Origin of the sequence: Streptomyces apocyni (assembly GCF_009739465.1) — a bacterium.
Classification (GTDB): Bacteria; Actinomycetota; Actinomycetes; order Streptomycetales; family Streptomycetaceae; genus Streptomyces; species Streptomyces apocyni.
In genome coordinates this window covers 281517-303539 of sequence record NZ_WHOM01000033.1, presented here as the reverse complement: position 1 = coordinate 303539, position 22023 = coordinate 281517, and the positions used below count along the sequence as shown (strand labels likewise).

The window sequence follows — 22023 nt, the reverse complement described above, 5'->3', positions numbered from 1 at the left end:
GCTCCGTCTGCTCGACCTGCTCTGTCTGACCAACCTGCTCCGCCTGCTCGACCTGACACACCAGACCTGACGAAAGGACAACCCCTGCCATGTCTACGGGCAGTTCGCGTACGACCGAGGGCATAAAGACCTTCAAGGGGCAGGGCAGCGCCCTGCGCGCAGGCCGCCTCGGCACCATGGGCCTGCTGCTCTCCGTGCTGGCCGCCAGCGCCCCTCTCTTGGTAGTCGCAGGTGTCATGCCCACAACATTCGGCGTGATGGGGGTCGTCGGCACCCCGCTCCTCTTCGTCGTACTCGGCATCGTCCTGATCCTGTTCAGCGTCGGATACGCCGAGATGAGCCGCCACGTCCACAACGCCGGTGCGTTCTACGCGTACATCGCCCGCGGTCTCGGCGGCACGGCGGGCGTCGGGGCCTCGCTGGTGGCACTCGTCGCGTACTCCGCCATGCAGGTCGGCGTCTACGGCATCCTCGGCTTCGAGGTCTCGGTGCTGTTCGGCCTCTACCTCGACATCGAACTCGCCTGGTGGATACCGGCGCTGCTCGCCGTCGCCGTCGTCGGCGTACTCGGCTGGCTGAAGATCGACCTGAACGCCAAGGTGCTCGGCGTCCTGCTGCTCATCGAGGTCGCCCTGGTCGTCATCTTCAACTTCGCCGCCGTCGCCGACCCGGCCAAGGAAGGCCTGTCGCTGCACGCCTTCAACCCCGACACCCTCACCGGCGCCGGACTCGGTACGGCCCTGTGCTTCTGCTTCGCCGCGTTCGTCGGCTTCGAGCAGGCACCCGTGTACGCGGAGGAGACCAGCCGGCCGCAGGTCGTCGTCTCCCGCGTGATGTTCCTGGCCGTGGGCTTCGCCGCGCTCTTTCTCGCCTTCAGCTCCTGGGCCCTGACCGTCGCCGCCGGACCCTCCTCGATCGTCGGCGCGTCCGAGGAGCAGGGCCCCAATCTGCTCTTCGCCCTCACCGAGACCAGACTCGGGGGAACCTTCACCGACGTACTGCACGTTCTGTTCCTGACGGGAATGTTCGCCGCCCTGCTCAGCTTCCACAACGTCGTGGCCCGGTACGCCTTCGCCATGGGCCGCGAGGGCCTGCTGCCCGCTGCCTTCGGCCGGACGAACAGCGCCAGCGGTGCCCCCGGCACGGGATCGCTGCTGCAGAGCGCGGTCTCCCTGGTCATCGTGCTCGCCTTCGCGCTCACCGACGACGGACCGGTCGGCGACCCCACCACGCCCGTACTGCAACTGTTCACCTGGATGGGCAACGTCGGCGCGCTCGGCGTGATCACGCTGATGGCCGCCGCGTCCGCGGCCGTGATCGCCTTCTTCGTACGGCGTGGTGCGGCCCGTGCCCAGGCCTGGCGGCTGGTCGCGGCCGCGATCGCCGGACTGGCGCTGGTGACCATCGCCGTCTACACGGTCAAGGACTTCGCGGTCCTGGTCGGCTCCGGCCCGGGCTCGCTGCTGCGCTGGGTGCTGCCCGGCATCATCGTCGCCGCCGCCCTGACCGGGCTGGTGTACGGGGCGGTGCTGCGCGGCAGGAACCCCGAGCTGCACGCGAGGATCGGCCTCGGCAACGAGGCGTTCCAGCTGGAGAAGGCCGCCGAGTCCCGCGACTCCGAGACCACGCCCGTACAAGCATGACGGAAGTCTGACGTCACCCCGCGGCCCCTGGCCTTCAGCGGCCGCGGGTGCTCAACTCGGGAGGGTGAGCCCCATCCCGTATGACGAAACCGCTGACGAAACCGCAGACGCGGAGGCATCCGGCAAGCCGGTCGGCCGCCGGATCGTCCTCGGCATGCTCGGCCTCGGCGCCGTCGGCCTCGGTGCCGCGCCCGTGCTCCAGCGCGGCGTTGAGACCATCGCCCAGAACGATCCCACCGGGCTGACCGAACTGCTCCCCGCGGGCGGCGGGTTCCGCTACTACTCGGTCGCCTCGTCGGTCCCGCGCAAGAACGCCGACACCTACCAGCTGAAGATCGACGGCTTGGTCGAGCACCCGGCCACGTACACCCTCGATCAGCTACGCGCCCTGCCACAGACCCGGATCGTCCGTGACGTTCAGTGCGTCACCGGCTGGCGGGTGCCCCAGACGCCGTTCGAAGGCGTACGGCTCTCGGCGCTCCTGGACGCCGCGGGAGTACACCCCGAGGGCCGAGCCCTGTACTTCACCTGCTTCGACGGCACGTACAGCGAGAGCCTGACGCTGCACCAGGCCCGCCGCGACGACGTCCTGGTGGCGCTGCGCATGCGGGACAAGCCGCTCAGCCACGCGCACGGCGGCCCGGCGCGGCTCTACGTCGCGCCCATGTACTTCTACAAGTCAGCCAAATGGCTCTCCGGGATCACCATCACCGACAAGGTACGCCCCGGCTACTGGGAGGAGCGCGGCTATGACGTCGACGCCTGGGTCGGCCGGTCCAACGGCCGCGGCGACACCCCCACCGTCTGAAGCGCCCTCCCGCGTACGCCGGTTCACACGCGCCGAGCGCTGGATCCACCGCACCACCGCAGCACTGATGGCCGTCTGCCTGCTGTCGGCGGCCTGCCTGTACGTCCCCCAACTCGCCCAGCTGGTGGGCCGCCGCTATCTCGTCGTCACCGCCCACCAGTGGTCGGGCCTGCTGCTTCCGGTGCCCTTCCTGCTGGGCCTCGCCTTCCGCGCGTTCCGCGCCGACCTGCGCAGACTGAACCGCTTCGGGCCGCACGACCGGGACTGGCTCTGGGCCGCGCTGATGCGCAGGAAGGGCCGACGGCCCGCGGCGAAGTTCAACGCCGGACAGAAGTCGTACGCCGCGTGGCTGGCCGGTGCCGTCCTGGTGCTGCTGGGCACCGGGCTGCTGATGTGGTTCACGGACCTGACGCCACTGGCCTGGCGCACCGCGGCGACCTTCGTGCACGACTGGCTGGCGCTGGCGACGGCGGTGGTCGTCGCCGGGCACATCGGGATGGCCCTCGGCTCTCCGGAGGCCCGGCGCGGACTGCGGACCGGCACGGTCGACCGGGAGTGGGCGAAACGCGAACACCCACTCTGGAAGCCCTAGGTCGTGTCCGCAAAGTCCCGTCGTCGCCCGCCGGGCAGGCGGGACTTTGCGGACACGGCCTAGGGGGACGCCCCCTACGCGCGCTTAGAGCTCGCGCAGCCGGGCCGCGGCTTGCGTCGCGATCTCCTTCGGAGTCGGAGTCACATCCACCGTGATCCCCAACTCGTCCGACTCCAGCGGCTCAAGCGTCGCGAACTGCGAGTCGAGCAGCGAGCTCGGCATGAAGTGGTCCTCGCGCGCCGCCTGTCGCTCAGCGATCAGGTCCCGGTCGCCGCTCAGATGGATGAAGGCGATACCCGGCGCCGCCGCCCGCAGCCGATCACGGTAGGCGCGCTTGAGCGCCGAACAGCTGACCACACCGCCGTGCCCCTCCTGCTCCTTGGCCCACTCACCGATCGCCTCGAGCCAGGGCCAACGGTCCTCGTCGTCAAGCGGAGTGCCGAACGCCATTTTGGCGATGTTGGCCGCCGGGTGAAAGGCGTCGGCCTCCGCGTAGGCGACGTCCAACTCCGCCGCGAGCAACTCCCCGACAACGGACTTGCCCGCCCCGGACACACCCATCACCACGACGACTCGGTCGGCCTCCATGACTTCCACCTCTCCGCGTTTGCGCACGTCACCCTCATGATGCCTGACCCGGTCAGGGTGCTGGAGCGCCCCCCTCGCCGAGCCCTTTTGGCCTCGATTTGGCCCGATCGGGCGACGTGCGCGGATACCGGGACTACGGCTCGCCGGTGTCCCCGTCGACGTACACCCAGTCCCCGTCGAGCCGTACGAACCTGCTCACTTCGTACAGCGACCCAGGCTGCCCGTTGTCGGTGTACCGCGCCCGGAACGTCACCGTCCCCGTCTGGTGAAAGGCACTTCCCTCAGTCGTCCCCAGGATCTCAAGACCCACCCAGCGCATCCCGTCCTCCAGGCCGATCCCAGGCGGCCGGGTGTCGGGGTGCCAGGTCCGCAGCAGATACCCCTCGTCCCCCACCACGAACGCGCTGTACCGCGACCGCATCAACGCCTCCGGGCTACCCGCCTTCGCCGCACCGGAGTGCAACCGCCCGCAGCACTCCCCGTACGGCGCCGAAAGGCCGCAGGGACAGGGCGAGGCGGCTCCCAGCGCAGGAGGCCGAGGGGCCGGAGAGTTACGTGAGGCACGAGAGGCACGTGAGCCGCGACGAGACATGCCGCCCATTGTGCACAGCACCGCTCACGTTCAGCGTTCGAGGTCAAGGTGAAGGCCCGACGCGGTCGGCGAACCGCTCAGCCGCTTCAACGCGCTCTCCGCGGTGCCGTGGACAGCCGTGAAGACGACCAGCGACTGGCCCTCGTCGCCGGGGAAGGAGAGGGTTTCGTACGCGAGGTCGAACCTCCCGGCCAGGGGGTGGTTGAAGCTCTTGGTGCCATACGTCTTCTCCCGCACGTCCTGGGCCGCCCACAGGATCCGGAACTCGGGGCTGTGCGCACTGAGGTCGGCGACGAGGTGCCCCAGACGAGAGTGGTGCGCGTGACGCGCGGCGGAGAAGCGCAGGTAGCCGATGGTCTGGCGGGCGACCCGATCCCACCGCGGGTACAGGCTGCGTGCCGCGGGGTCCAGGAAGACGTGACGGGCGAGGTTCGATCCGCCTGTCGGCGCACCGGCCAGGCCGGGGACCAGGGCCAGAGCGAGCTCGTTGGCGGCGAGAACGTCCATCCCGGGGTCGAGGACGTAGGCGGGCACGGCACCCACCGCGTCCAGCAGCCGACGGACGTCCGCACGGACCCGCCCGGCCCCGGGGGGCGACGACTCGGCCGGCCGACGCTGCGGAGGGTGCGCCAGATCGTGCAGATGGGCCCGCTCGGTCGCGTCCAGCCGCAGCACACGGGCCAAGGCATCCAGCACGGCGTCCGAGGGATTGGTCGCCCGCCCCTGCTCCAGGCGCGTGTAGTAGACAGTGCTCACTCCCGCGAGTCCCGCCACCTCCTCGCGGCGGAGTCCCGGCACCCGCCGTCGGCCCAGCGCCGGAACGCCCGCGGCCTCAGGCGTCACATGCGACCGCCGTGAACGAAGAAACCTGCCCAGCTCACGTGCCTGCGTCATGGCTCCCCCGGATCCTCTCGGCACAGCGGGACGCCGTCTGCCCCCGCGCCTCCGGCGTCAGTATGCCCTCACCGGAGCGCGCTGCCCTGCACCCCGTCAGTACCCCCTCCTCACCCACCCCGTCAGTACCCTCTCCTCACCGCGAAAGGGGGTACTGACGGGGTACTGGTCGGCAGGATCCCCCCGGTCCAGGGTTGAGCTCAGTGCGCACCGCGCACGGCCGTCGCCGCCAGCGGTGTCGGCCCGTCCCGCCCTCCTGGAGCACCGGTCATGCGAGCAGTAACCTTCTCCCGCCACGGCGACGAAAGCGTCCTGGAACTGACCGAGCAGCCGGTACCGGCCCCCGCGGACGGACAGCTCCTGATCAAGGTGCGGGCCGCCGGAGTGAACCCCGTCGACTGGAAGTTCCGTGAGGGAGCGGTCGGCACGGACCGCCCCTTCCCCCTGGGCATGGGCTGGGATGTGGCGGGGACGGTCGTCGCGACGACGACGGCCGACGGCCCGGCTGTCGGTGACGAGGTGTACGGCATGCTGCCCCTGCCGTACGCCGGCGCCTATCAGGAGTTCGCCGTCCTGCCGGTCTCAGCCGTGGCCCCCAAGCCCGTCGAGCTGTCGTTCGCGCAGGCGGCGGCCGTCCCGCTGGCGGCCCTGACCGCCTGGCAGTCTCTCGACGCCGCACAGGTGAGCGCCGGTCAGCGCGTCCTGGTCCACGGTGGCGCGGGTGGGGTCGGCCACTTCGCCATTCAGCTCGCCAAGGCTCGTGGGGCGCGTGTCGCGGCCACCGCCTCACCGCGCAACCTCGGCTTCCTGCGCCAGCTCGGCGTCGACGAGCCCCTGGACCGCACGGCGGACCACCCGCACGCCACCGAACCGGTCGACGTCGTCATCGACACCGTCGGCGGCCGGACGCAGCAGGAGTCGTGGCGACTGCTGCGTCCGGGCGGCGTGCTCATCACCCTGCCGGAACCGATCGACGAGACCTACCGCGTCGCGGGGATCACGGGGCGACGCGTCATCGTCGCTCCGGACGGCGAGGCGCTGCGTCACATCGGGCAGCTCATCGACTCGGGAGCGGTCCGCGTCGAGATCCAGGACGTCCTGCCGCTGGAGAAGGCGGCCGAGGCGCAGCTGATCAGCAGGACCGGGCAGGTCCGCGGCAAGCTCGTGCTCAGCCTCTGACCGGGATCGCGGCAACCCCGGCCGATCCGGTCGGCTGCCAGCCCCTTACGCGGAGGCGGACTTCCCCATAGTGTGACCACCTCTTGCGAGTTACCTCTCAGTAAACCACTCGAAGATGGGCGCCCCCGGGCCCGGAGGTCAATGTGAGTTCCGCGCAGTCCCTTGTCGACAACCGCCCGGTTTCCGTGGCGCATCTCTTCCTCTCACGGGTCGAAGCCACACCCGACCAGGAGGCCTACCGCTATCCCGTGCAGGCCGACGACGGCGCCGCCGACGCCGAGCAGTGGCGCTCGTTGACCTGGGCACAGACCGCCGAACGCGTCAGGGCGGTCGCGGCCGGCCTGCTGGCCCTGGGGGTGCGGCCCGAGGAGCGGGTGGCGATCTCCTCCTCCACCCGGGTGGAGTGGATCCTGGCCGACCTGGGCGCGATGTGCGCGGGCGCCGCCACCACGGCCGTCTACCCCAGCACCCATGCCGAGGAGACGGTCTACATCCTCTCCGACTCCGGCAGCCGGGCGATCTTCGTGGAGAACGCGGACCAGCTGGACAAGGTCACCTCCGACATCGGACGCCTGCCCGGGCTCGGCCACGCGATCCTCTTCGATCCCGGGGCGGACCTCCCTCAGGTGGAGGGACTGGAGGTGCTCTCCCTCGCCGAGCTGGAGAAGCGGGGCACGGCGTACCTGGACGAGCACCCGGACGCGGTCGAGGAGACGGTCCGGGCCATCGAGCGGGAACAGCTCGCCACCCTGATCTACACCTCGGGCACGACGGGCCGCCCCAAGGGCGTGCGCCTGGTGCACGACTGCTGGTCGTACCAGGGGGTCGCCCAGGAGGCCAGCGGGCTGCTGCGCTCCGACGACGTGCAGCTCCTGTGGCTGCCGCTGTCCCATGTGTTCGGCAAGGCCCTGATCTCCGGCCAGGTCAGGACCGGCCATGTGATGGCGGTGGACGGGCGGATCGACCGGATCATCACCAACCTGCCCGCCGTCCGGCCCACCCTGATGGCGTCGGCGCCGCGGATCTTCGAGAAGGTCTACAACGGCATCGCGGGCCGGGCGCGAGCCGAGGGGGGAGCCAAGTACAAGATCTTCCTCTGGGCGGCGCAGGTCGCCCGCGACTACGCCCGGACAGAGCAGGAGAGTAAGGCGGCGACCGGACGGCGCCGGGTGCCCCTGCCGCTCGCCGTGCGGCACGCCGTCGCCGACCGGCTGGTGTACGGCAAGATCCGCGCCGCCTTCGGGGGCAACCTGCGCGGCAGCGTTTCGGGCAGTGCCGCACTCGCCCCCGACATCGGCTACTTCTTCGCCGGCGCGGGTGTGCGCGTCCTTGAGGGCTACGGGCTCACCGAGACCAGCGCCGCCTGCACCGTCAACCCCGCCGACGACTACCGGGTCGGCACGGTGGGCAAGCCGCTGCCCGACACCGAGATCCGCATAGCCGAGGACGGGGAGGTCCTGGTGCGGGGCCCCGGCGTCATGCGCGGCTACCACAACCTCCCGGAGAAGACCGCGGAGGTGCTGGAGAGCGACGGCTGGTTCCACACCGGCGACATCGGGGAGGTGGACCAGGACGGTTACGTCCGGATCACCGACCGCAAGAAGGACGTGTTCAAGACCTCGGGCGGCAAGTACGTGGCCCCCACCGAGATCGAGGGCCGCTTCAAGGCCATCTGTCCGTTCGTCAGCAACATTCTGGTCATCGGCGACGGCCGCAACTTCTGCTCCGCCCTGATCACCCTGGACGAGTCCGCGATCACGTCGTGGGCAGCGACCCAGGGCCCCGGCGACCGCACGTACGCCGAGATCGTCTCCTCGCCGCAGGTCCACGAGCTGATCGACGGCTTCGTCCAGCGGGTCAACGGCGATCTGCAGCGGTGGCAGACGATCAAGAAGTTCGCCGTGCTCCCGCGCGATCTCGATATCGAGCACGGCGAACTCACCCCGAGTCTCAAGGTCAAGCGGCCTGTCGTGGAGCGCGCGTACGCCCGGGTCATCGACGGAATGTATGAGGGCGCCCGCGAGGCCTGACCCGCAGAGGGCCAGATCGCGCCCACCACAACGACAAAGCCGGTCAAAGCGACATAAGTCGCCTTGACCGGCTTTGCTTGGTCGTTTGCCTTCAGTGTCCGAGGGGGGACTTGAACCCCCACGCCCGATAAAGGGCACTAGCACCTCAAGCTAGCGCGTCTGCCATTCCGCCACCCGGACCAGGTGTCTGTCGCCCCGGTCTCCCGTGGCGACGTGGAAAACCATAGCAAACATTCAGAGCTCCCTGATCACGCCCACCAGCGGGTGCGGACGGCCGAGTCCCGGCCTTGGGTGTGGCGGGTCCACGCGGGAGGATGGGCGGGGACCACCAGCAGCAACCGCGGGAGGAAGCAGCGTGAGCGAGTCGAGCAGGACGAAGCGGGGCGAGGCCGTGTCCGGCCAGGACGAGGTCGTGGACCTCTGCCGTGACCTGATCCGTATCGACACCAGCAACTACGGCGACCACTCGGGGCCCGGCGAGCGCAAGGCCGCCGAGTACGTGGCGGAGAAGCTGGCCGAGGTCGGGCTTGAGCCCCGGATCATCGAGTCCCACCCGGGGCGCGCCTCGACGGTGGCGCGGATCGAGGGTGCGGACCCGTCCAGGCCCGCGCTGCTTATCCACGGGCACACCGACGTCGTACCGGCCAACGCCGACGACTGGACGCACCACCCGTTCTCCGGGGAGATCGCGGACGGCTGCGTGTGGGGCCGGGGCGCGGTCGACATGAAGGACATGGACGCGATGACCCTCGCGGTCGTACGCGACCGGCTGCGCAGCGGCCGTAAGCCCCCGCGGGACATCGTGCTGGCCTTCCTCGCCGATGAGGAGGCGGGCGGCACGTACGGGGCCCGGCACCTGGTCGACAAGCACCCCGATCTCTTCGAGGGCGTGACCGAGGGCATCGGTGAGGTGGGGGGCTTCTCCTTCACCGTCAACGAGGAGCTGCGGCTGTACCTGGTCGAGACCGCGCAGAAGGGGATGCACTGGATGCGCCTCACGGTCGACGGCACGGCGGGGCACGGCTCGATGACCAACAGCGACAACGCGATCACCGAGCTGTGTGAGGCGGTCGGGCGGCTGGGCCGTCACGAGTGGCCGGTGCGCCCCACCAAGACCGTACGGTCCTTCCTCGACGAACTCTCGGACGCGCTCGGCACCGAACTCGACCCCGAGGACATGGAGGCCACGCTCGCCAAGCTGGGCGGCATCGCCAAGATGGTCGGCGCCACGCTGCGTAACTCCGCCGCGCCCACCATGCTCGGGGCCGGATACAAGGTGAACGTGATCCCCGGGCAGGCCACCGCGCATGTGGACGGGCGTTTCCTGCCCGGGTACGAGGAGGAGTTCCTGGCCGACCTGGACCGGATCCTGGGCCCCCGGGTCAAGCGCGAGGACGTGCACGGCGACAAGGCGCTGGAAACGGACTTCGACGGCAAGCTCGTCGACGCGATCCAGACCGCGCTCAAGGCGGAGGACCCCATCGCGCGCGCCGTGCCGTACATGCTCTCCGGGGGCACTGACGCCAAGTCCTTCGACGACCTTGGTATCCGCTGCTTCGGCTTCGCGCCGCTGAAGCTGCCGCCGGAGCTGGACTTCGCGGGCATGTTCCACGGTGTGGACGAGCGGGTGCCGGTGGACGGGCTGAAGTTCGGGGCGCGGGTGCTGGACCGGTTCATTGACGCCTGCTAATCGCTCGGGTGTGCGTGAGTAACTGAGAAGAGTGAAAGGACTCATAGGCTCGTAGCTTGATTACTCCCTCCTCGTTACAAGGTGTGCAGTCCGCGGCTAGGACTGCATTGCCAACTAGGAGGAATAATGATCAAGAAGGTCGCTGCTGCTGCGGTTGCCACCAGTGGTCTCGTGCTCGCCGGTGCGGGCATGGCCGTCGCCGACGCGGGGGCTCAGGGTGCCGCCGTGCACTCTCCCGGCGTCCTTTCGGGCAACGTCGTTCAGGCGCCGATCCACGTGCCGGTGAACGTCTGCGGCAACACGGTCTCCGTGATCGGGCTGCTGAACCCCGCCTTCGGCAACACCTGTGTCAACCAGTGACGTTGTGCCTCACCCCATGAGGGTCTGAGCCCATCGGTCCCGGAGTGCGTGCCATGCACTCCGGGACCGATCGGCTTTTCGACGCACGGCCAACAGGTCCGTGCGTAATCCGGAAGGTGGAAGGCAGGGAATCAAGCTATGCGACAGGTCACCCGCAAAGGCCTGATCACCGTGGCGGCAGCCAGCGGCGTACTCGCCGTGACCGGCGGCTACGCGCACGCGGACTCGGGCGCGAACGGCTCCGCTTCGGACTCGCCCGGTGTGCTGTCCGGCAATACCGTGCAAGCCCCGGTGTACGCCCCGGTCAACGTCTGCGGGAACACCGTGAGCGTCATCGGGCTGCTCAACCCGACCGCGGGCAACAGCTGTGTCAACAGCTCCGACGGCAGCGGCAAGAGCGGTACGGCGGACGGCTCTAACGGGAGCTCGAAGGGGGGCTCAAAGGGGAGCGGTTCCCCTGACGGCTCCCAGGGCGGCGACGCGGGTCAGCCCGCACCGTCCGGCGGCGGGGCCCAGGCCGACGGCAGCGCCAAGGGCTCACCCGGCGTGCTCTCGGGCAACGTCATCCAGGCCCCCGTCCACGCTCCCGTGAACGCCTGCGGGAACAGCGTCAACGTCGGCGGCCTCGGCAACGGCACTACGGGCAACGACTGCGCCAACGGCTCCGGCGAGGCTCCGCCTGCGGAAGGCAACCCCGACCCCGAGTCGCCGACGAAGCCCGCGACGCCCGAAAAGCCGACCAAGCCGTCGAATCCGGAAGAAGCGGAAGGCGAGGCCGACAAGCCGCAGGACGGGCCTGGAACGCAGGCGTCCGGAACGCAGATCGTCACCCCGCCCAAGGGCTCCGGCCACCTCGCCCAGACCGGTAACGACCTTCCGGTCGGGATCGCGGCCGGAGCGGGCGCTGGGCTGCTGCTCGCGGGCACCGTGCTCTACCGCAAGACACGCCGCGCGGCCTAGCCGCCACCGGAGCGACACGTCAGCGACACATCACGGAGTGGGCCCCGCGACCGCGGGGCCCACTCCGTTTGAGCTTCCGGCTGAGCTTCCTGCTGGGTTTCCGGTCACCATGTGGCGCGCAGTTGGCGAATGATCCGCCGACGCAGGCGCACCCTGCGGCTGCCGTCCCGGTGCAGTCTCAGTCGGTCCAACTCCCAGTGTCCGTACTCCGCGTGGTCGGTGAGGAGGCGGGTCGCGTCCTTGCGGGAGACCCCGCGTGGCACGTACACGTCGACAAATTCGTATTCCGGCATCGCATCTATTGTGCGGGCAACGCCCTGGTACGGATAGCGTCTGCACTATGTCTGATGCTGCGCAGCCCACCGCTGCCGAGGTACGCGCTGCCGCCGAGGCCGTCAAGACCGCTCTCGACCGCCACCTGGCGGCGGTCGAAGCCCGGTCGGGGGAGGACGACCCGGCCGTCTACGAGGCGTTCAACGAGCTGGCCGCGGCGGCCGAGGCGTACGACGAAGTGCTCTACGACCGGTACGACGAGGTCACGCCGTTCGAGATTCCGGGCACTGAGGACAGCCTGCCGCCCTACACAGGACCCGACGAGCCGAACGCGCTCAGCGTGCTGATCCGCCGGGACTACGCCGTGGCCGAACCCCAGCGGCTGCTCGCGCAGGCACAGCGGGTCGCCGACCTGGAGGCGGAGACCGCGGCGGACAGGGCGTCCGCCGCGGGCGTGGTCGGCGGCAGTGTGCACGCCGCCCTCGGCGTGCTGTTCGGCGAGTTCGAGCCCGACGAGATCGCTTCCCGGTACAAGGAGTTCGGCCTCGAGGAGGGCGACTCCACGCTCTGGGTCACCGCGGAGGACACCCCGGCCGACCCGGGGGAGTGGCTGGACGCCCCCTTCGACCAGGCCGCCCCGCAGCGGATCGTCTGCCGCTTCGACGTCAGTACGGTCTTCGACGAGGAACCGGAGGACGAGGACCGTCGACCCGGCCGCCGCGACCTGGGTGACGACGACCTGGAGCCGCTCGACGTGGAGCGCTGACCCACGACCTATCCCGCCGCTGGGACCTGTGCGGACAGCAGGGTCCGCAGGCGGGTGTGGCGCTCCTTCGCCGGTACCTCCGCGACGGCCCGGGCCAGGGCCTGCTCCACCCCGTGCACCACGGACAGATGGCGCTCCGCCCGCCCGAAGGCCGTGTACACCCACGCTCTGGTGAGCGCCCGCACCTCGTCTCCGGGAAGGACGACGACCGCGGCGGGCCAGCGCTGGCCCACGGCCTGGTGCGCGGTGAGAGCCCAGCCGTGCCGCACGGTCTGCTCCACCCGTTCTTTGGGTACGACCACGGGCGTGCCCGCGCAGTCCAGGTGGAGCCCCTCGGCATCCGCGCGGATCACGCGGCCCGGGGCCGTACGACCCGGGGCCGGGGTATGAACGATCCGGTCACCGGGGTCGAAACCGCCGAAGCGGCCGGGGCCGGGGTTGAGGCGTTCCTTCAACGCGGCGTTGAGCACCCGGGTGCCGGCGGCGCCGCCGTGGCCCGGGGTGATCACCTGGGTGTGCTCGGCGGGGATGCCGATGGCCCTGGGGACCGAGTCCGCGACCAGCTGCACTGTGCGGTGTACGGCCTCGCCCGCGTCGCGTACGGGGACGATGACGACCTCCTTGCCGGGCGCGGCCACTTGGTTCAGCTCGCCGATCCCGATGCCCGAGACCAGCTCGCCGAGCGGGCCTGGATCGGGGGTGCGGGAGACGATGTGCGGGCAGGCTTGCGCGGCCAGCAGGTCCGCGAAGACCCGGCCCGCACCGGCCGACCACAGGACGCCCGGGTCGCCGCTGAGGAGCAGCCGGGCGCCCTCCGGCAGCGACTCCACGAGCATCGCCGCGGTCTCCACGTCCAACTGGGGTGCGTCCAGGAGTACCAGGAGGTCGACCGCCCACGCCCCTTCCGCGTCCCGCCCTGGGCCCTCGGCACCGGACAGCAGCCCGGCCACGGTCGTCACGAACGGGCCGCCCTCGGGGCCGCCCTCCGGGCCATCCGCGGCGAGTAGCCGGGCGAAGCGGTCCCGCCCGTCCGCGCTGTGCGTGGCGGCACACACCCGCAGACCGAGGCGCTGCGCCGCGTCGACCAGTGCGGCGGGTTCGGCCCTGGCCGCCTCACCGCCGGTGTGCAGCACCAGGCCGTGCCCCGCGACGGCCCGCAGCAGCTTGGCCGCCGCGCCTCCGCCCGCCGCGGCCTCCCAGCGCGCCTGCTCGGAATCGTCCTCCTTGGCGAGGGAGTTGACGATCCTGGCCAGCCCGTCGGCGAGGCTCTCCTCGGCGAGCGCGCAGCGCTCCAGACCGACGCGTACGCGTACCGGACGCTCTTCGTCGGGGTCGGCGGGCGCACCGGCGCCCTCCTCCTCCAAGGCGTCCTGGAAGAGGAGCACATCCCCCTCGGCGATCGCGCTCTGCACGGCGGCGTCCGGGTCGGGGACTCCGCGCTGTCCGAGCGCGGCCGCCAGCGCGGCGGCGTCGAGCACAGTGTGGCCCGCCAGCGCGGCCTGTTCGAGCAGCCACACGGCGACGGCCCTGCCCCGGCGTTCGTCGTCCGGGCCGCAGGCGTCGCCCAGCAGGGCCCGTGCGAAGACGTCGGCCTGCTCGGGGCGGACCCCCGGGGCGCGCAGCAGCAGCCAGGGGTCGTTCCGCAGCTGGCCCTCCGCGCCGACACCGAGCACGGCGGCGGCCGGTCCGGCGAACGCCTCGGGCGCGCCACCCTCGGCGAGGACGGCCGCCACCGCGGCGACCGTCTCCGACGCGGGCCCCGCGCCACCTACCGGCTGCTCTGGCGCGGCCCGCCGCACCGGCTCCGCCACGGCCTGCGAAGGCGCGGGCGCGGGCTCCCGGAAGGCGGCGGCCACCGGCTTCGCCCCACTCTCCACCGCCCGAACAGCCGCCAGCAGATCAGCGGCCTGCCCGCTCAGCTTGGTGCCGCTCTCGACGGGCGCCTCCCGCTCGGCCTTACGCCGCTCGATCCGCTCCCGCAACGCCCGCTGAGCAGCCAACTCCGCCTCAGCCTCAGAAACCCCACCCTCACCAGCCTCCCCGGAGCCCGCACCCGCGCCTACGGCGTCCGTCTCGGCCTCCCCGCCCCCCGCACCGGCGCCCGCGCCTGCGGCGTCCATCTCGGCCTCCCCGCCCCCCGCACCGGCGCCCGCGCCTACGGCGTCCGCCTCGGCCTCCCCGCCACCCGCACTTGCGTCCCCGGTGTCCAGTTCTGCCTCTCCAGCGTGCACACCTGCATCCGCCCTCGCGTCTGCGTCGGCCTCCCCGCCACCCGCACCGGTACCGGCACCTGTGTCCCCGGTGTCCACGTCTGCCTCTCCAGCGCCCGCACCCGCCCCCGCCCCCTCGTCCGCTTCCCCGGCGCCCACGCCTACGGCGTCCGCCTCAACCTCCCTGGCACCCGCCCTGACGCCAGCTTCTGCCACGCCCGATTCCGCGCTCTTGCTCGAGTTCGCGCCCGCGTCCGCGTCCGCGCTCGCGACCGGTCCCCCCGCCTCAGCGCCCGGGTGATCGCCCCCCATGTCCTGCCCCACCGGGCTGTCGCCCGACGCCGCCGGGGCCCCGGCCCGAGCGTCGGCCGACGGAAGCGAAGGCGAAGGCGAAGGCGCGGGGGCGGCCTCGGTGCCCAGGGTGGCGGGTGGCGAGGGGGTAGCCCCGGGTGCCGTGGGCGTGCCCGGCCCGGTCTTCTCCGCGGCGGCGGACTCCGTACTCACAGCGTGCTCCAGTCCTGGTCGGGATAGCGGTGCACGGGCGCCGACACATCGTCGAGCGCCTGGCAGATCTCGTCAGGAAGACTAAGGGTCTCCACTGACAACGCCGCCGTGAGCTGCAGCGCGTTGCGCGCGCCGATGATCGGCGCGGCGACGCCAGGCCGGTCCCTGACCCACGCCAGCGCGACCTGCAACGGGGTCGTGGCCAGCCCGTCCGCCGCGGTGGTGACCGCGTCCACGATCCGGCTCGCCGCCTCGTCGAGGTAGGGCGCGACGAACGGCGCGAGATGCTCGGACGCGCCCCGCGAGTCCGGAGGCGTGCCGTGCCGGTACTTACCCGTCAGCACCCCGCGCCCGAGCGGCGAGGACGGCAGCAGTCCGATGCCCAGATCGAGCGCCGCGGGCAGCACCTCGCGCTCCACGCCGCGCTGCAGCAGCGAGTACTCCAGCTGCGCACTGGCCAGCCGGGTGCGTAGGCCCGGCGCGGCCAGCTGCCAGGTCGCGGCCTTGGCCAGCTGCCAGCCGCAGAGGTTGGACACGCCCGCGTAGCGAGCCCGCCCACTACTGACCGCCAGGTCGAGCGCCTGGAGCGTCTCCTCCAGCGGGGTGTACAGATCGAACGCGTGCAGCTGCCACAGATCGACGTGGTCGGTACCCAGCCGCTGCAGCGACGCGTCCAGCGCCGCGAGCAGATGCCCGCGCGAGCCGTCGAAGCGCCGGTCAGGGTCCGGCACGCTGCCCGCCTTGGTCGCGATCACCAGGTCACGGCGCGGAACGAGGCCCTCGATCAGCTGTCCGAGTACGTACTCCGCCTGCCCGTCGCCGTAGACATCGGCCGTGTCGACGAGCGTGCCCCCCGCGTCCCAGAACACCTTCAACAGATCCGCGGCGTCGTGCTCGTCCGTGTCCCGTCCCCAGGTGAGCGTGCCAAGCCCGATCCGGGACACACGCAGGCCGGTCCGGCCCAGCTGCCTCTGCTCCATGGGCGCTGAGGTTACTGGCCGGAGTTCACCCCGTGGCAGGCCTGTGGATAACCGACCCCTGACGGATCACGCGCCGGCGCGCTAGAGTCCCAACAACAGTGACATTACTGATGAGTAGATGAGTAAGGGGATCGGCCCATGCGACTCGGGATCAACCTCGGCTACTGGGGCGCCGGGATGGACGCGGACAATCTCGCCGTCGCCAGGGAGGCCGACAAGCTCGGATACGCGGTCTGCTGGGCCGCCGAGGCGTACGGCTCGGACGCACCCACGGTGCTGTCCTGGGTCGCCGCGCAGACAGAACGCATCGACGTCGGCTCCGCGATCCTACAGATCCCGGCCCGGCAGCCCGCGATGACCGCGATGACCGCGGCCACCCTCGACTCACTCTCCGGCGGCCGCTTCCGTCTCGGCCTCGGCGTCTCCGGACCGCAGGTCTCCGAGGGCTGGTACGGCGTCAAGTTCGACAAGCCGCTGCGCCGCACCCGCGAGTACGTCGAGATCGTCCGCAAGGCGATGGCCCGTGAGCGCCTGTCCTACGAGGGCGAGCACTGGACCCTGCCGCTGCCCGGCGGCCCCGGCAAGCCGATCAAGCTCACTGTCCACCCGGCCCGCGAGCACATCCCCGTCTACATCGCCGCGATCGGCCCGAAGAACCTTGAGCAGACCGGCGAGATCGCCGAGGGTGCCCTGCTGATCTTCCCGTCCGCCGAGCACCTCCAGGACACCGCGATCAAGCACCTCAAGGCGGGCCGCGAGAAGGCCGGGCTCACCATGGAGGGCTTCGACGTCTGCCCGACGGTGCCCCTCGCACTCGGCGCCGACAGCGACGTCCCGGCCCTGGCCGACACGTTCCGTCCGTACACCGCGCTCTACGTCGGAGGCATGGGCAGCCGCAAGCAGAACTTCTACAACCAGCTTGCCCAGCGCATGGGTTACGAGAAGGAAGCCGCCGAGATCCAGGACAAGTACCTGGACCGCGACAAGAAGGGCGCGGCCGCGGCCGTACCACAGAAGCTGATCGAACAGACCACCCTGCTGGGCTCCGTGGAGCGGATTGCCGACGGGATGCGGGCCTACGCCGCGGCCGGTGTCACCACCCTCACCCTGGCCCCGGCCGGGTTCACGCTGGAGGAGCGGATCGCCTCGCTGCGCGCGGGCACCGAGGCCCTGGAGCGTGCCGGACTGGCGTAATCCGCCGCCCTCAGGCGCCAGAGGGCGAGGGCGAGAGAGAGCCAAGTAGAGGTTTCTGCGGCCGTGGTGGGGGCTCGGGGGTCTTCCCCGCCACGGCCGTCACCCATACAACGCCGCACGCACGGGTCGGTTACGGGACCCGCCGCGCGCATATGGCCCGACCGTCACTTCGTAAACCTCAGATCCTCCTTTTGGCGGAGTTGTCTGGTGTGCTGTTGCCCGGCGCCCCGCAGCGGACTTCACTTGGGTCCGGTCCCTGCGTAGGAGGTGGCGGTCATGCTCTCGGCCAGAAGTCTGTTCCAGGAGATCATCGACAACGACGCGTCGTTTCAGCTGTTCTGTTCCATCGCTGCCAGCGGCGAGACCCAAGGCGGCTGGGAGAACGGGCGGATCGCGGCACTGATCCCCGACAGCCAGCGCGAACTCGCGCCGAAGATCGCACGGCACGGCGCCGACGAGGACAAACACGGCCGGATCTTCAACGCCCTGATGAAGAGGCGCGGACTCACCCCCGTCAACGTCCCCGAGGACACCGACTACACACTCCTGCTCGAGAAACGGGGCGTCGGACTCGCCCACGAACAGCTGCGCCGAGACGAGCGACTGAGCGAAGCCGACATCGTCACCTACCTGGCACACAGTCGCGTCACCGAGCAGCGCGCCGCCGAACAGATGGTGATGCTCCGCACGTACTTCGCCGACCACCCCGTCATCGGCAAGGCCGTGACCATGATCTCGAACGACGAGGACAACCACCTCGCCTACTGCCACGAGGAACTGCTCAGGCTCGCCCGGGAGGGCCACGCCCGCCTCATCCAGCGCACCCTGCACGACTGCGCCCTCGCTGAGATCCGCGTCTACCGAGACGTCAGCCTCGCCGTGATGGCCCGCATGGGCCGCATCCTGAACTGGCCAAAACCCAAGTCGGCCGCACTCGCCGTGGGCATCCACGCCATATACGCGTACGAGCGCCTCGGGGGCTGGCGGCGGATGGCGTCCCTGAAGATGCCCGCACGACGCAACGCGCTGAGCGGGCCACCGACCTCCGCCGCGGAGTTCGCCTAGACCCTCGTTCTGCGTCTCGGACCTGATCCGCCGGGCAGGCCCTAGGGTGGCAGTCATGCCCACGTTGATCCTCGTCCGGCACGGACGGTCGACCGCCAACACCGCGGGCCTGCTCGCGGGCCGGACGCCAGGCATCGGCCTGGACGAGCAGGGCAGCGCCCAGGCCGCCGCCCTGCCCCAGCGGCTCGCCGCCCTCCCGCTGGTCGCGGCTGTCAGCAGCCCGCTGCAGCGCTGCCAGGAGACCCTCGCGCCGCTGCTCGCCGCACGCCCCGGACTCGCACTGCACACCGAGGAACGCATCAACGAATGCGACTACGGCGACTGGTCCGGCCGCAAACTCGCCGAACTCATGGACGAACCACTGATGCAGGTCGTCCAACAACACCCCTCGGCGGCCGCCTTCCCCGGCGGCGAGTCGATGCCCGCCATGCGTACCCGCGCGGCCGAGGCGGTACATGACTGGAACGCGCGCGTAGTGCGCGATCACGGCCCCGACGCGGTGTATCTGATGTGCGCACACGGCGACGTGATCAAGTCCCTGGTCGCCGACGCCATCGGGCTCCACCTGGACCTCTTCCAGCGGATCTCGGTCGAGCCCTCCTCGATCACCGCGATCCGCTACACCCCGCTGCGCCCCTTCCTCCTACGACTCAGCGACACCGGTGACTTCGCCTCACTGGTCCCGCGCGCGAGCGACCCGGGGGGCGACACGTCGGACGCGACCGTGGGTGGCGGTGCGGGAGCACCGTGATCGCCACCCGCAGTAGGGTGAACTCGTCGCACCAGTCCAAGTGTCGTACCAGTCTAAGTAAGGGAGAGGCCAGGACGTGTCCCGTCAGGTGTTCCTCTATGACCCACCGGAACGCTTCGTGGCCGGAACGGTCGGGCTCCCTGGGCGCCGTACGTTCTTCCTCCAGGCTTCGGCCGGAGGCAGGGTCACCAGCGTCGCCCTGGAGAAGACCCAGGTCGCCGCGCTCGCCGAGCGCATGGACGAACTGCTCGACGAGGTCGTTCGGCGCAGCGGAGGCAGCGCCCCGGTGCCCGCCGTAGGACCCGCCGAGATCACGGACAGCGCGCCGCTCGACGCTCCGGTCGAGGAGGAGTTCCGGGTCGGCACCATGGCACTGGCCTGGGACGGCGACGACCAGTGCATGATCGTCGAAGCCCAGGCTCTGGTCGAGCTGGACGCGGACGATGAGGAGGGCCTCGCCGAGGCCGAGGAGCGACTGCTCCAGGACGACGAGAACGGCCCCCCGATGCTCCGCGTACGGCTCTCCGGAAGCCAGGCCAGGGCCTTCGTCAAACGCGCGCTGGACGTCGTGAACGCCGGGCGCCCGCCCTGTCCGCTGTGCAGCCTGCCGCTCGACCCGGAAGGACACGTATGCCCGCGCCAGAACGGATACCGTCGCGGAGCGTGACCACGACCAGCGTCGAGTTGCTCGCCCACGGGGAACTCTCGGTGCGCGGCCGCATCCGCGAGGCCTCCAACGCGGTGCTGTTCTGCTCGGTCGCGTACGAGGGCGAGAGCGCCACCTGCGTCTACAAGCCGGTCGCGGGGGAACGGCCGCTGTGGGACTTCCCCGACGGCACCCTCGCCCAGCGTGAGGTCGCCGCGTACGAGGTCGACGCGGCCATGGGCTGGGGCCTCGTACCGCCGACCGTGCTGCGCGAGGAGGGGCCCTACGGCGCGGGCATGTGCCAGCTGTGGATCGAGGCCGCCCCCGACGGCACGGCACCGGAACTCCTCGCCCTGGTGGACCGCCAGGAACCGGCCGACGGCTGGAAGGCGATCGGCTTCGCCGAGGTCGACGAAGGCCGCACCGCCCTGCTGGTGCACGCGGACGACCCCAGACTGCGGCGGCTCGCCGTCCTGGACGCGGTGATCAACAACGCCGACCGCAAGGGCGGCCACCTGCTGCCGACCGCCGACGGACGGCTGTACGGCATCGACCACGGCGTCACCTTCAACACCGAGGACAAGCTGCGCACGCTGCTGTGGGGCTGGGCGGGGGAGCCGCTCACCGACGAGGCCGTCGAGGTACTCGACCGGCTCGCCACCGACCTGGACAGCGGCCCACTCGCCGCGCGGCTCCCCGACCTGATCACCCAGGCCGAGCTGACAGCGCTGCGCGCCCGGGTGGCGGGCCTGCGCACCAGCGGACGCCACCCGGCACCTTCGGGTGACTGGCCCGCGATTCCCTGGCCGCCGGTGTAGGACGAGACGGTCAGGGCGCTGCCAGACGGTGGGGACGCTTGCGGAAGCGCGTTGAAGCACGCCGAAGCCAGCCGCGCAAGAGTGCTGAATCAGTCAACGTCACCCGTCCGGTTCGTATCCGGAACATCCGTCCGGTTAGGCTCGACCCATGCATGCCTGGCCAGCTTCCGAGGTCCCCGCCCTGCCCGGCACGGGCCGCGACCTCACGATCCACGACACCGCGACCGGTGAGCTCGTCACGCTTGAGCCCGGTCCCGTCGCCCGCCTCTACGTCTGCGGGATCACCCCGTACGACGCCACCCACATGGGTCATGCGGCGACCTACAACGCGTTCGACCTCGTGCAGCGCGTGTGGCTCGACAACAAGCGGCAGGTTCACTACGTGCAGAACGTGACGGACGTGGACGATCCGCTGCTGGAGCGCGCCGAGCGCGACGGGGAGGACTGGACCGTGCTCGCGGAGCGCGAGACGGCGCTCTTCCGCGAGGACATGACCGCCCTGCGGATGCTGCCTCCGCGGCAGTACATCGGCGCCGTCGAATCGATACCCAAGATCGTCCCCCTGGTCGAGCGCCTGCGGGACAACGGCGCCGCCTACGAACTCGAAGGCGACGTCTACTTCTCCGTGGAGTCGGACGCCCACTTCGGGGAGGTCTCGGGACTCGACGCCGAGGCCATGAGGCTGCTGTCCGCCGAGCGCGGCGGCGACCCGGACCGCCCCGGCAAGAAGAACCCGCTCGACCCGATGCTCTGGAGCGCCGCCCGCGCAGGCGAGCCCAGCTGGGACGGCGGCAGCCTGGGCCGCGGCCGCCCCGGCTGGCACATCGAGTGCGTCGCCATCGCCCTCGAGTACCTGGGCATGGGCTTCGACATCCAGGGCGGCGGGTCCGACCTGGCCTTCCCGCACCACGAGATGGGTGCCTCGCACGCCCAGGCACTGACCGGCGAACACCCCTTCGCACGGTCGTACGTACACGCCGGGATGGTCGCGCTGAACGGCGCGAAGATGTCCAAGTCCAAGGGCAACCTGGTCTTCGTCTCGACGGTCCGCCGCTCCGGCGTCGACCCGGCCGCCATCCGGCTGGCGCTGCTCGCGCACCACTACCGGGCCGACTGGGAGTGGACGGACCAGGTGCTCGTCGACGCCGCCGCGCGTCTGGACCGCTGGCGGGCCGCCGTCTCCCGGCCGGACGGTCCGTCCGCCGACGCGCTTGTGGAGGAGATCCGTACGGCTCTCGCCCACGACCTCGACTCGCCCGCCGCGCTCGCGGCCGTGGACCGCTGGGCCGGGCTCCAGGAATCGGCGGGCGGTACGGACGAGGGGGCGCCCGGCGTGGTCTCGCGCGCCGTCGACGCGCTGCTCGGTGTCGCCCTCTAGGGACGCCGGGGACGCACGTCATGTGGTGACCCAGTGACGCGAGGCGCCGGACGAGCGGGAGCTCGTCCGGCGCCTCTGTCGTAGGCGGCACCATCCGTGCTG

General features: G+C 70.9%; 21 protein-coding genes and 1 tRNA gene. 15 read left to right on the top strand and 7 right to left on the bottom strand.

Features of this window, described 5'->3' with window-relative positions:
* Positions 1–89 precede the first annotated feature (89 nt).
* From GCN81_RS01980 to GCN81_RS01970, 3 genes are all read left to right on the top strand, one after another.
* Positions 90–1643, top strand: a complete 1554-nt coding sequence (locus GCN81_RS01980) for an APC family permease (RefSeq protein ID WP_156721642.1) — start codon at positions 90–92, stop codon at positions 1641–1643.
* A 154-nt stretch (positions 1644–1797) separates the two neighbouring features.
* Positions 1798–2451 (top strand): molybdopterin-dependent oxidoreductase, encoded by a 654-nt coding sequence (locus GCN81_RS01975; RefSeq protein ID WP_156721749.1) that lies wholly within the window; start codon positions 1798–1800, stop codon positions 2449–2451.
* Positions 2393–3043, top strand: coding sequence for a cytochrome b/b6 domain-containing protein (locus GCN81_RS01970; RefSeq protein ID WP_156721641.1), 651 nt, complete (start codon positions 2393–2395; stop codon positions 3041–3043). The genes GCN81_RS01975 and GCN81_RS01970 overlap by 59 nt, the downstream gene beginning before the upstream one ends.
* A gap of 84 nt (positions 3044–3127) precedes the next feature.
* Here the strand turns inward: GCN81_RS01970 and GCN81_RS01965 are convergent, their stop codons facing one another.
* From GCN81_RS01965 to GCN81_RS01955, 3 genes are all read right to left on the bottom strand, one after another.
* The gene (locus GCN81_RS01965; protein WP_156721640.1) at positions 3128–3631 is read right to left on the bottom strand and encodes a gluconokinase; all 504 of its coding nucleotides are present in this window, start codon (positions 3629–3631) and stop codon (positions 3128–3130) included.
* Positions 3632–3764: 133 nt separating this feature from the next.
* Complete coding sequence (locus GCN81_RS01960) at positions 3765–4223, bottom strand: YchJ family protein (RefSeq protein ID WP_156721639.1); 459 nt, start codon at positions 4221–4223, stop codon at positions 3765–3767.
* Positions 4224–4253: 30 nt separating this feature from the next.
* Positions 4254–5117: a helix-turn-helix transcriptional regulator gene (locus GCN81_RS01955; protein WP_156721638.1), complete on the bottom strand. Its 864-nt coding sequence runs from the start codon at positions 5115–5117 to the stop codon at positions 4254–4256.
* 270 nt (positions 5118–5387) lie between these two features.
* Between GCN81_RS01955 and GCN81_RS01950 the strand changes: the two genes are divergently transcribed.
* Together GCN81_RS01950 and GCN81_RS01945 are read left to right on the top strand one after the other, a co-directional pair.
* Positions 5388–6296 carry an NADP-dependent oxidoreductase gene (locus GCN81_RS01950; protein WP_156721637.1) on the top strand — a complete coding sequence of 303 codons (909 nt, stop codon included), beginning with the start codon at positions 5388–5390 and terminating at the stop codon, positions 6294–6296.
* A 143-nt stretch (positions 6297–6439) separates the two neighbouring features.
* Positions 6440–8326 carry an AMP-dependent synthetase/ligase gene (locus GCN81_RS01945; protein WP_156721636.1) on the top strand — a complete coding sequence of 629 codons (1887 nt, stop codon included), beginning with the start codon at positions 6440–6442 and terminating at the stop codon, positions 8324–8326.
* A gap of 95 nt (positions 8327–8421) precedes the next feature.
* Here the strand turns inward: GCN81_RS01945 and GCN81_RS01940 are convergent.
* Positions 8422–8506 (bottom strand) — tRNA-Leu (locus GCN81_RS01940).
* 175 nt (positions 8507–8681) lie between these two features.
* Between GCN81_RS01940 and GCN81_RS01935 the strand changes: the two genes are divergently transcribed.
* From GCN81_RS01935 to GCN81_RS32815, 3 genes are all read left to right on the top strand, one after another.
* Positions 8682–10016, top strand: coding sequence for a M20/M25/M40 family metallo-hydrolase (locus GCN81_RS01935; RefSeq protein WP_156721635.1), 1335 nt, complete (start codon positions 8682–8684; stop codon positions 10014–10016).
* A gap of 126 nt (positions 10017–10142) precedes the next feature.
* Entirely contained in the window at positions 10143–10376 is a 234-nt protein-coding gene (gene chpH, locus GCN81_RS01930) for a chaplin ChpH (protein WP_156721634.1), read from the top strand.
* Between the two features lie 138 nt (positions 10377–10514).
* Positions 10515–11336 (top strand): chaplin, encoded by an 822-nt coding sequence (locus GCN81_RS32815; protein ID WP_156721633.1) that lies wholly within the window; start codon positions 10515–10517, stop codon positions 11334–11336.
* Positions 11337–11440: 104 nt separating this feature from the next.
* Here GCN81_RS32815 and GCN81_RS01920 read toward each other — a convergent pair whose 3' ends face one another.
* Positions 11441–11629 (bottom strand): DUF5703 family protein, encoded by a 189-nt coding sequence (locus GCN81_RS01920; protein WP_156721632.1) that lies wholly within the window; start codon positions 11627–11629, stop codon positions 11441–11443.
* A gap of 47 nt (positions 11630–11676) precedes the next feature.
* On the opposite strand from GCN81_RS01920, the gene GCN81_RS01915 reads away from it, so the two are divergent.
* On the top strand, positions 11677–12375 hold the full coding sequence (locus GCN81_RS01915) for a hypothetical protein (protein ID WP_156721631.1): 699 nt from the start codon (positions 11677–11679) through the stop codon (positions 12373–12375).
* Between the two features lie 8 nt (positions 12376–12383).
* On the opposite strand, the gene GCN81_RS01910 is transcribed toward GCN81_RS01915, so the two are convergent.
* Positions 12384–14897 carry a helix-hairpin-helix domain-containing protein gene (locus GCN81_RS01910; RefSeq protein ID WP_156721748.1) on the bottom strand — a complete coding sequence of 838 codons (2514 nt, stop codon included), beginning with the start codon at positions 14895–14897 and terminating at the stop codon, positions 12384–12386.
* A 188-nt stretch (positions 14898–15085) separates the two neighbouring features.
* Positions 15086–16069: an aldo/keto reductase gene (locus tag GCN81_RS01905; protein WP_156721630.1), complete on the bottom strand. Its 984-nt coding sequence runs from the start codon at positions 16067–16069 to the stop codon at positions 15086–15088.
* 138 nt (positions 16070–16207) lie between these two features.
* Between GCN81_RS01905 and GCN81_RS01900 the strand changes: the two genes are divergently transcribed.
* The 6 genes from GCN81_RS01900 (at position 16208) to mshC (ending at position 21921) form a co-directional block, all read left to right on the top strand.
* A complete protein-coding gene (locus GCN81_RS01900; RefSeq protein ID WP_156721629.1) occupies positions 16208–17263 on the top strand; it encodes an LLM class F420-dependent oxidoreductase in 1056 nt (351 codons plus the stop codon).
* Positions 17264–17539: 276 nt separating this feature from the next.
* Positions 17540–18328, top strand: a complete 789-nt coding sequence (locus tag GCN81_RS01895; protein WP_156721628.1) for a ferritin-like domain-containing protein — start codon at positions 17540–17542, stop codon at positions 18326–18328.
* 55 nt (positions 18329–18383) lie between these two features.
* Positions 18384–19079, top strand: coding sequence for a histidine phosphatase family protein (locus GCN81_RS01890; RefSeq protein WP_156721627.1), 696 nt, complete (start codon positions 18384–18386; stop codon positions 19077–19079).
* 76 nt (positions 19080–19155) lie between these two features.
* Positions 19156–19746 carry a DUF3090 domain-containing protein gene (locus GCN81_RS01885; protein ID WP_156721626.1) on the top strand — a complete coding sequence of 197 codons (591 nt, stop codon included), beginning with the start codon at positions 19156–19158 and terminating at the stop codon, positions 19744–19746.
* Complete coding sequence (locus GCN81_RS01880) at positions 19710–20543, top strand: SCO1664 family protein (protein ID WP_156721625.1); 834 nt, start codon at positions 19710–19712, stop codon at positions 20541–20543. Before GCN81_RS01885 ends, GCN81_RS01880 begins: the two co-directional genes overlap by 37 nt.
* 148 nt (positions 20544–20691) lie before the next feature.
* Positions 20692–21921 (top strand): cysteine--1-D-myo-inosityl 2-amino-2-deoxy-alpha-D-glucopyranoside ligase, encoded by a 1230-nt coding sequence (mshC, locus tag GCN81_RS01875; protein ID WP_156721624.1) that lies wholly within the window; start codon positions 20692–20694, stop codon positions 21919–21921.
* The last annotated feature ends 102 nt before the right edge of the window (positions 21922–22023 follow it).

Coding starts and splice junctions, on each gene's coding strand:
- mshC (WP_156721624.1), top strand. CDS start 20,692: ATGCATGCCTGGCCAGCTTCCGAGGTCCCCGCCCTGCCCGGCACGGGC.
- GCN81_RS01920 (WP_156721632.1), bottom strand. CDS start 11,629: ATGCCGGAATACGAATTTGTCGACGTGTACGTGCCACGCGGGGTCTCC.
- GCN81_RS32815 (WP_156721633.1), top strand. CDS start 10,515: ATGCGACAGGTCACCCGCAAAGGCCTGATCACCGTGGCGGCAGCCAGC.
- chpH (WP_156721634.1), top strand. CDS start 10,143: ATGATCAAGAAGGTCGCTGCTGCTGCGGTTGCCACCAGTGGTCTCGTG.
- GCN81_RS01960 (WP_156721639.1), bottom strand. CDS start 4,223: ATGTCTCGTCGCGGCTCACGTGCCTCTCGTGCCTCACGTAACTCTCCG.
- GCN81_RS01890 (WP_156721627.1), top strand. CDS start 18,384: ATGCCCACGTTGATCCTCGTCCGGCACGGACGGTCGACCGCCAACACC.
- GCN81_RS01970 (WP_156721641.1), top strand. CDS start 2,393: ATGACGTCGACGCCTGGGTCGGCCGGTCCAACGGCCGCGGCGACACCC.
- GCN81_RS01980 (WP_156721642.1), top strand. CDS start 90: ATGTCTACGGGCAGTTCGCGTACGACCGAGGGCATAAAGACCTTCAAG.
- GCN81_RS01910 (WP_156721748.1), bottom strand. CDS start 14,897: ATGGGGGGCGATCACCCGGGCGCTGAGGCGGGGGGACCGGTCGCGAGC.
- GCN81_RS01965 (WP_156721640.1), bottom strand. CDS start 3,631: ATGGAGGCCGACCGAGTCGTCGTGGTGATGGGTGTGTCCGGGGCGGGC.
- GCN81_RS01900 (WP_156721629.1), top strand. CDS start 16,208: ATGCGACTCGGGATCAACCTCGGCTACTGGGGCGCCGGGATGGACGCG.
- GCN81_RS01905 (WP_156721630.1), bottom strand. CDS start 16,069: ATGGAGCAGAGGCAGCTGGGCCGGACCGGCCTGCGTGTGTCCCGGATC.
- GCN81_RS01915 (WP_156721631.1), top strand. CDS start 11,677: ATGTCTGATGCTGCGCAGCCCACCGCTGCCGAGGTACGCGCTGCCGCC.
- GCN81_RS01950 (WP_156721637.1), top strand. CDS start 5,388: ATGCGAGCAGTAACCTTCTCCCGCCACGGCGACGAAAGCGTCCTGGAA.
- GCN81_RS01880 (WP_156721625.1), top strand. CDS start 19,710: ATGCCCGCGCCAGAACGGATACCGTCGCGGAGCGTGACCACGACCAGC.
- GCN81_RS01975 (WP_156721749.1), top strand. CDS start 1,798: ATGCTCGGCCTCGGCGCCGTCGGCCTCGGTGCCGCGCCCGTGCTCCAG.
- GCN81_RS01955 (WP_156721638.1), bottom strand. CDS start 5,117: ATGACGCAGGCACGTGAGCTGGGCAGGTTTCTTCGTTCACGGCGGTCG.
- GCN81_RS01895 (WP_156721628.1), top strand. CDS start 17,540: ATGCTCTCGGCCAGAAGTCTGTTCCAGGAGATCATCGACAACGACGCG.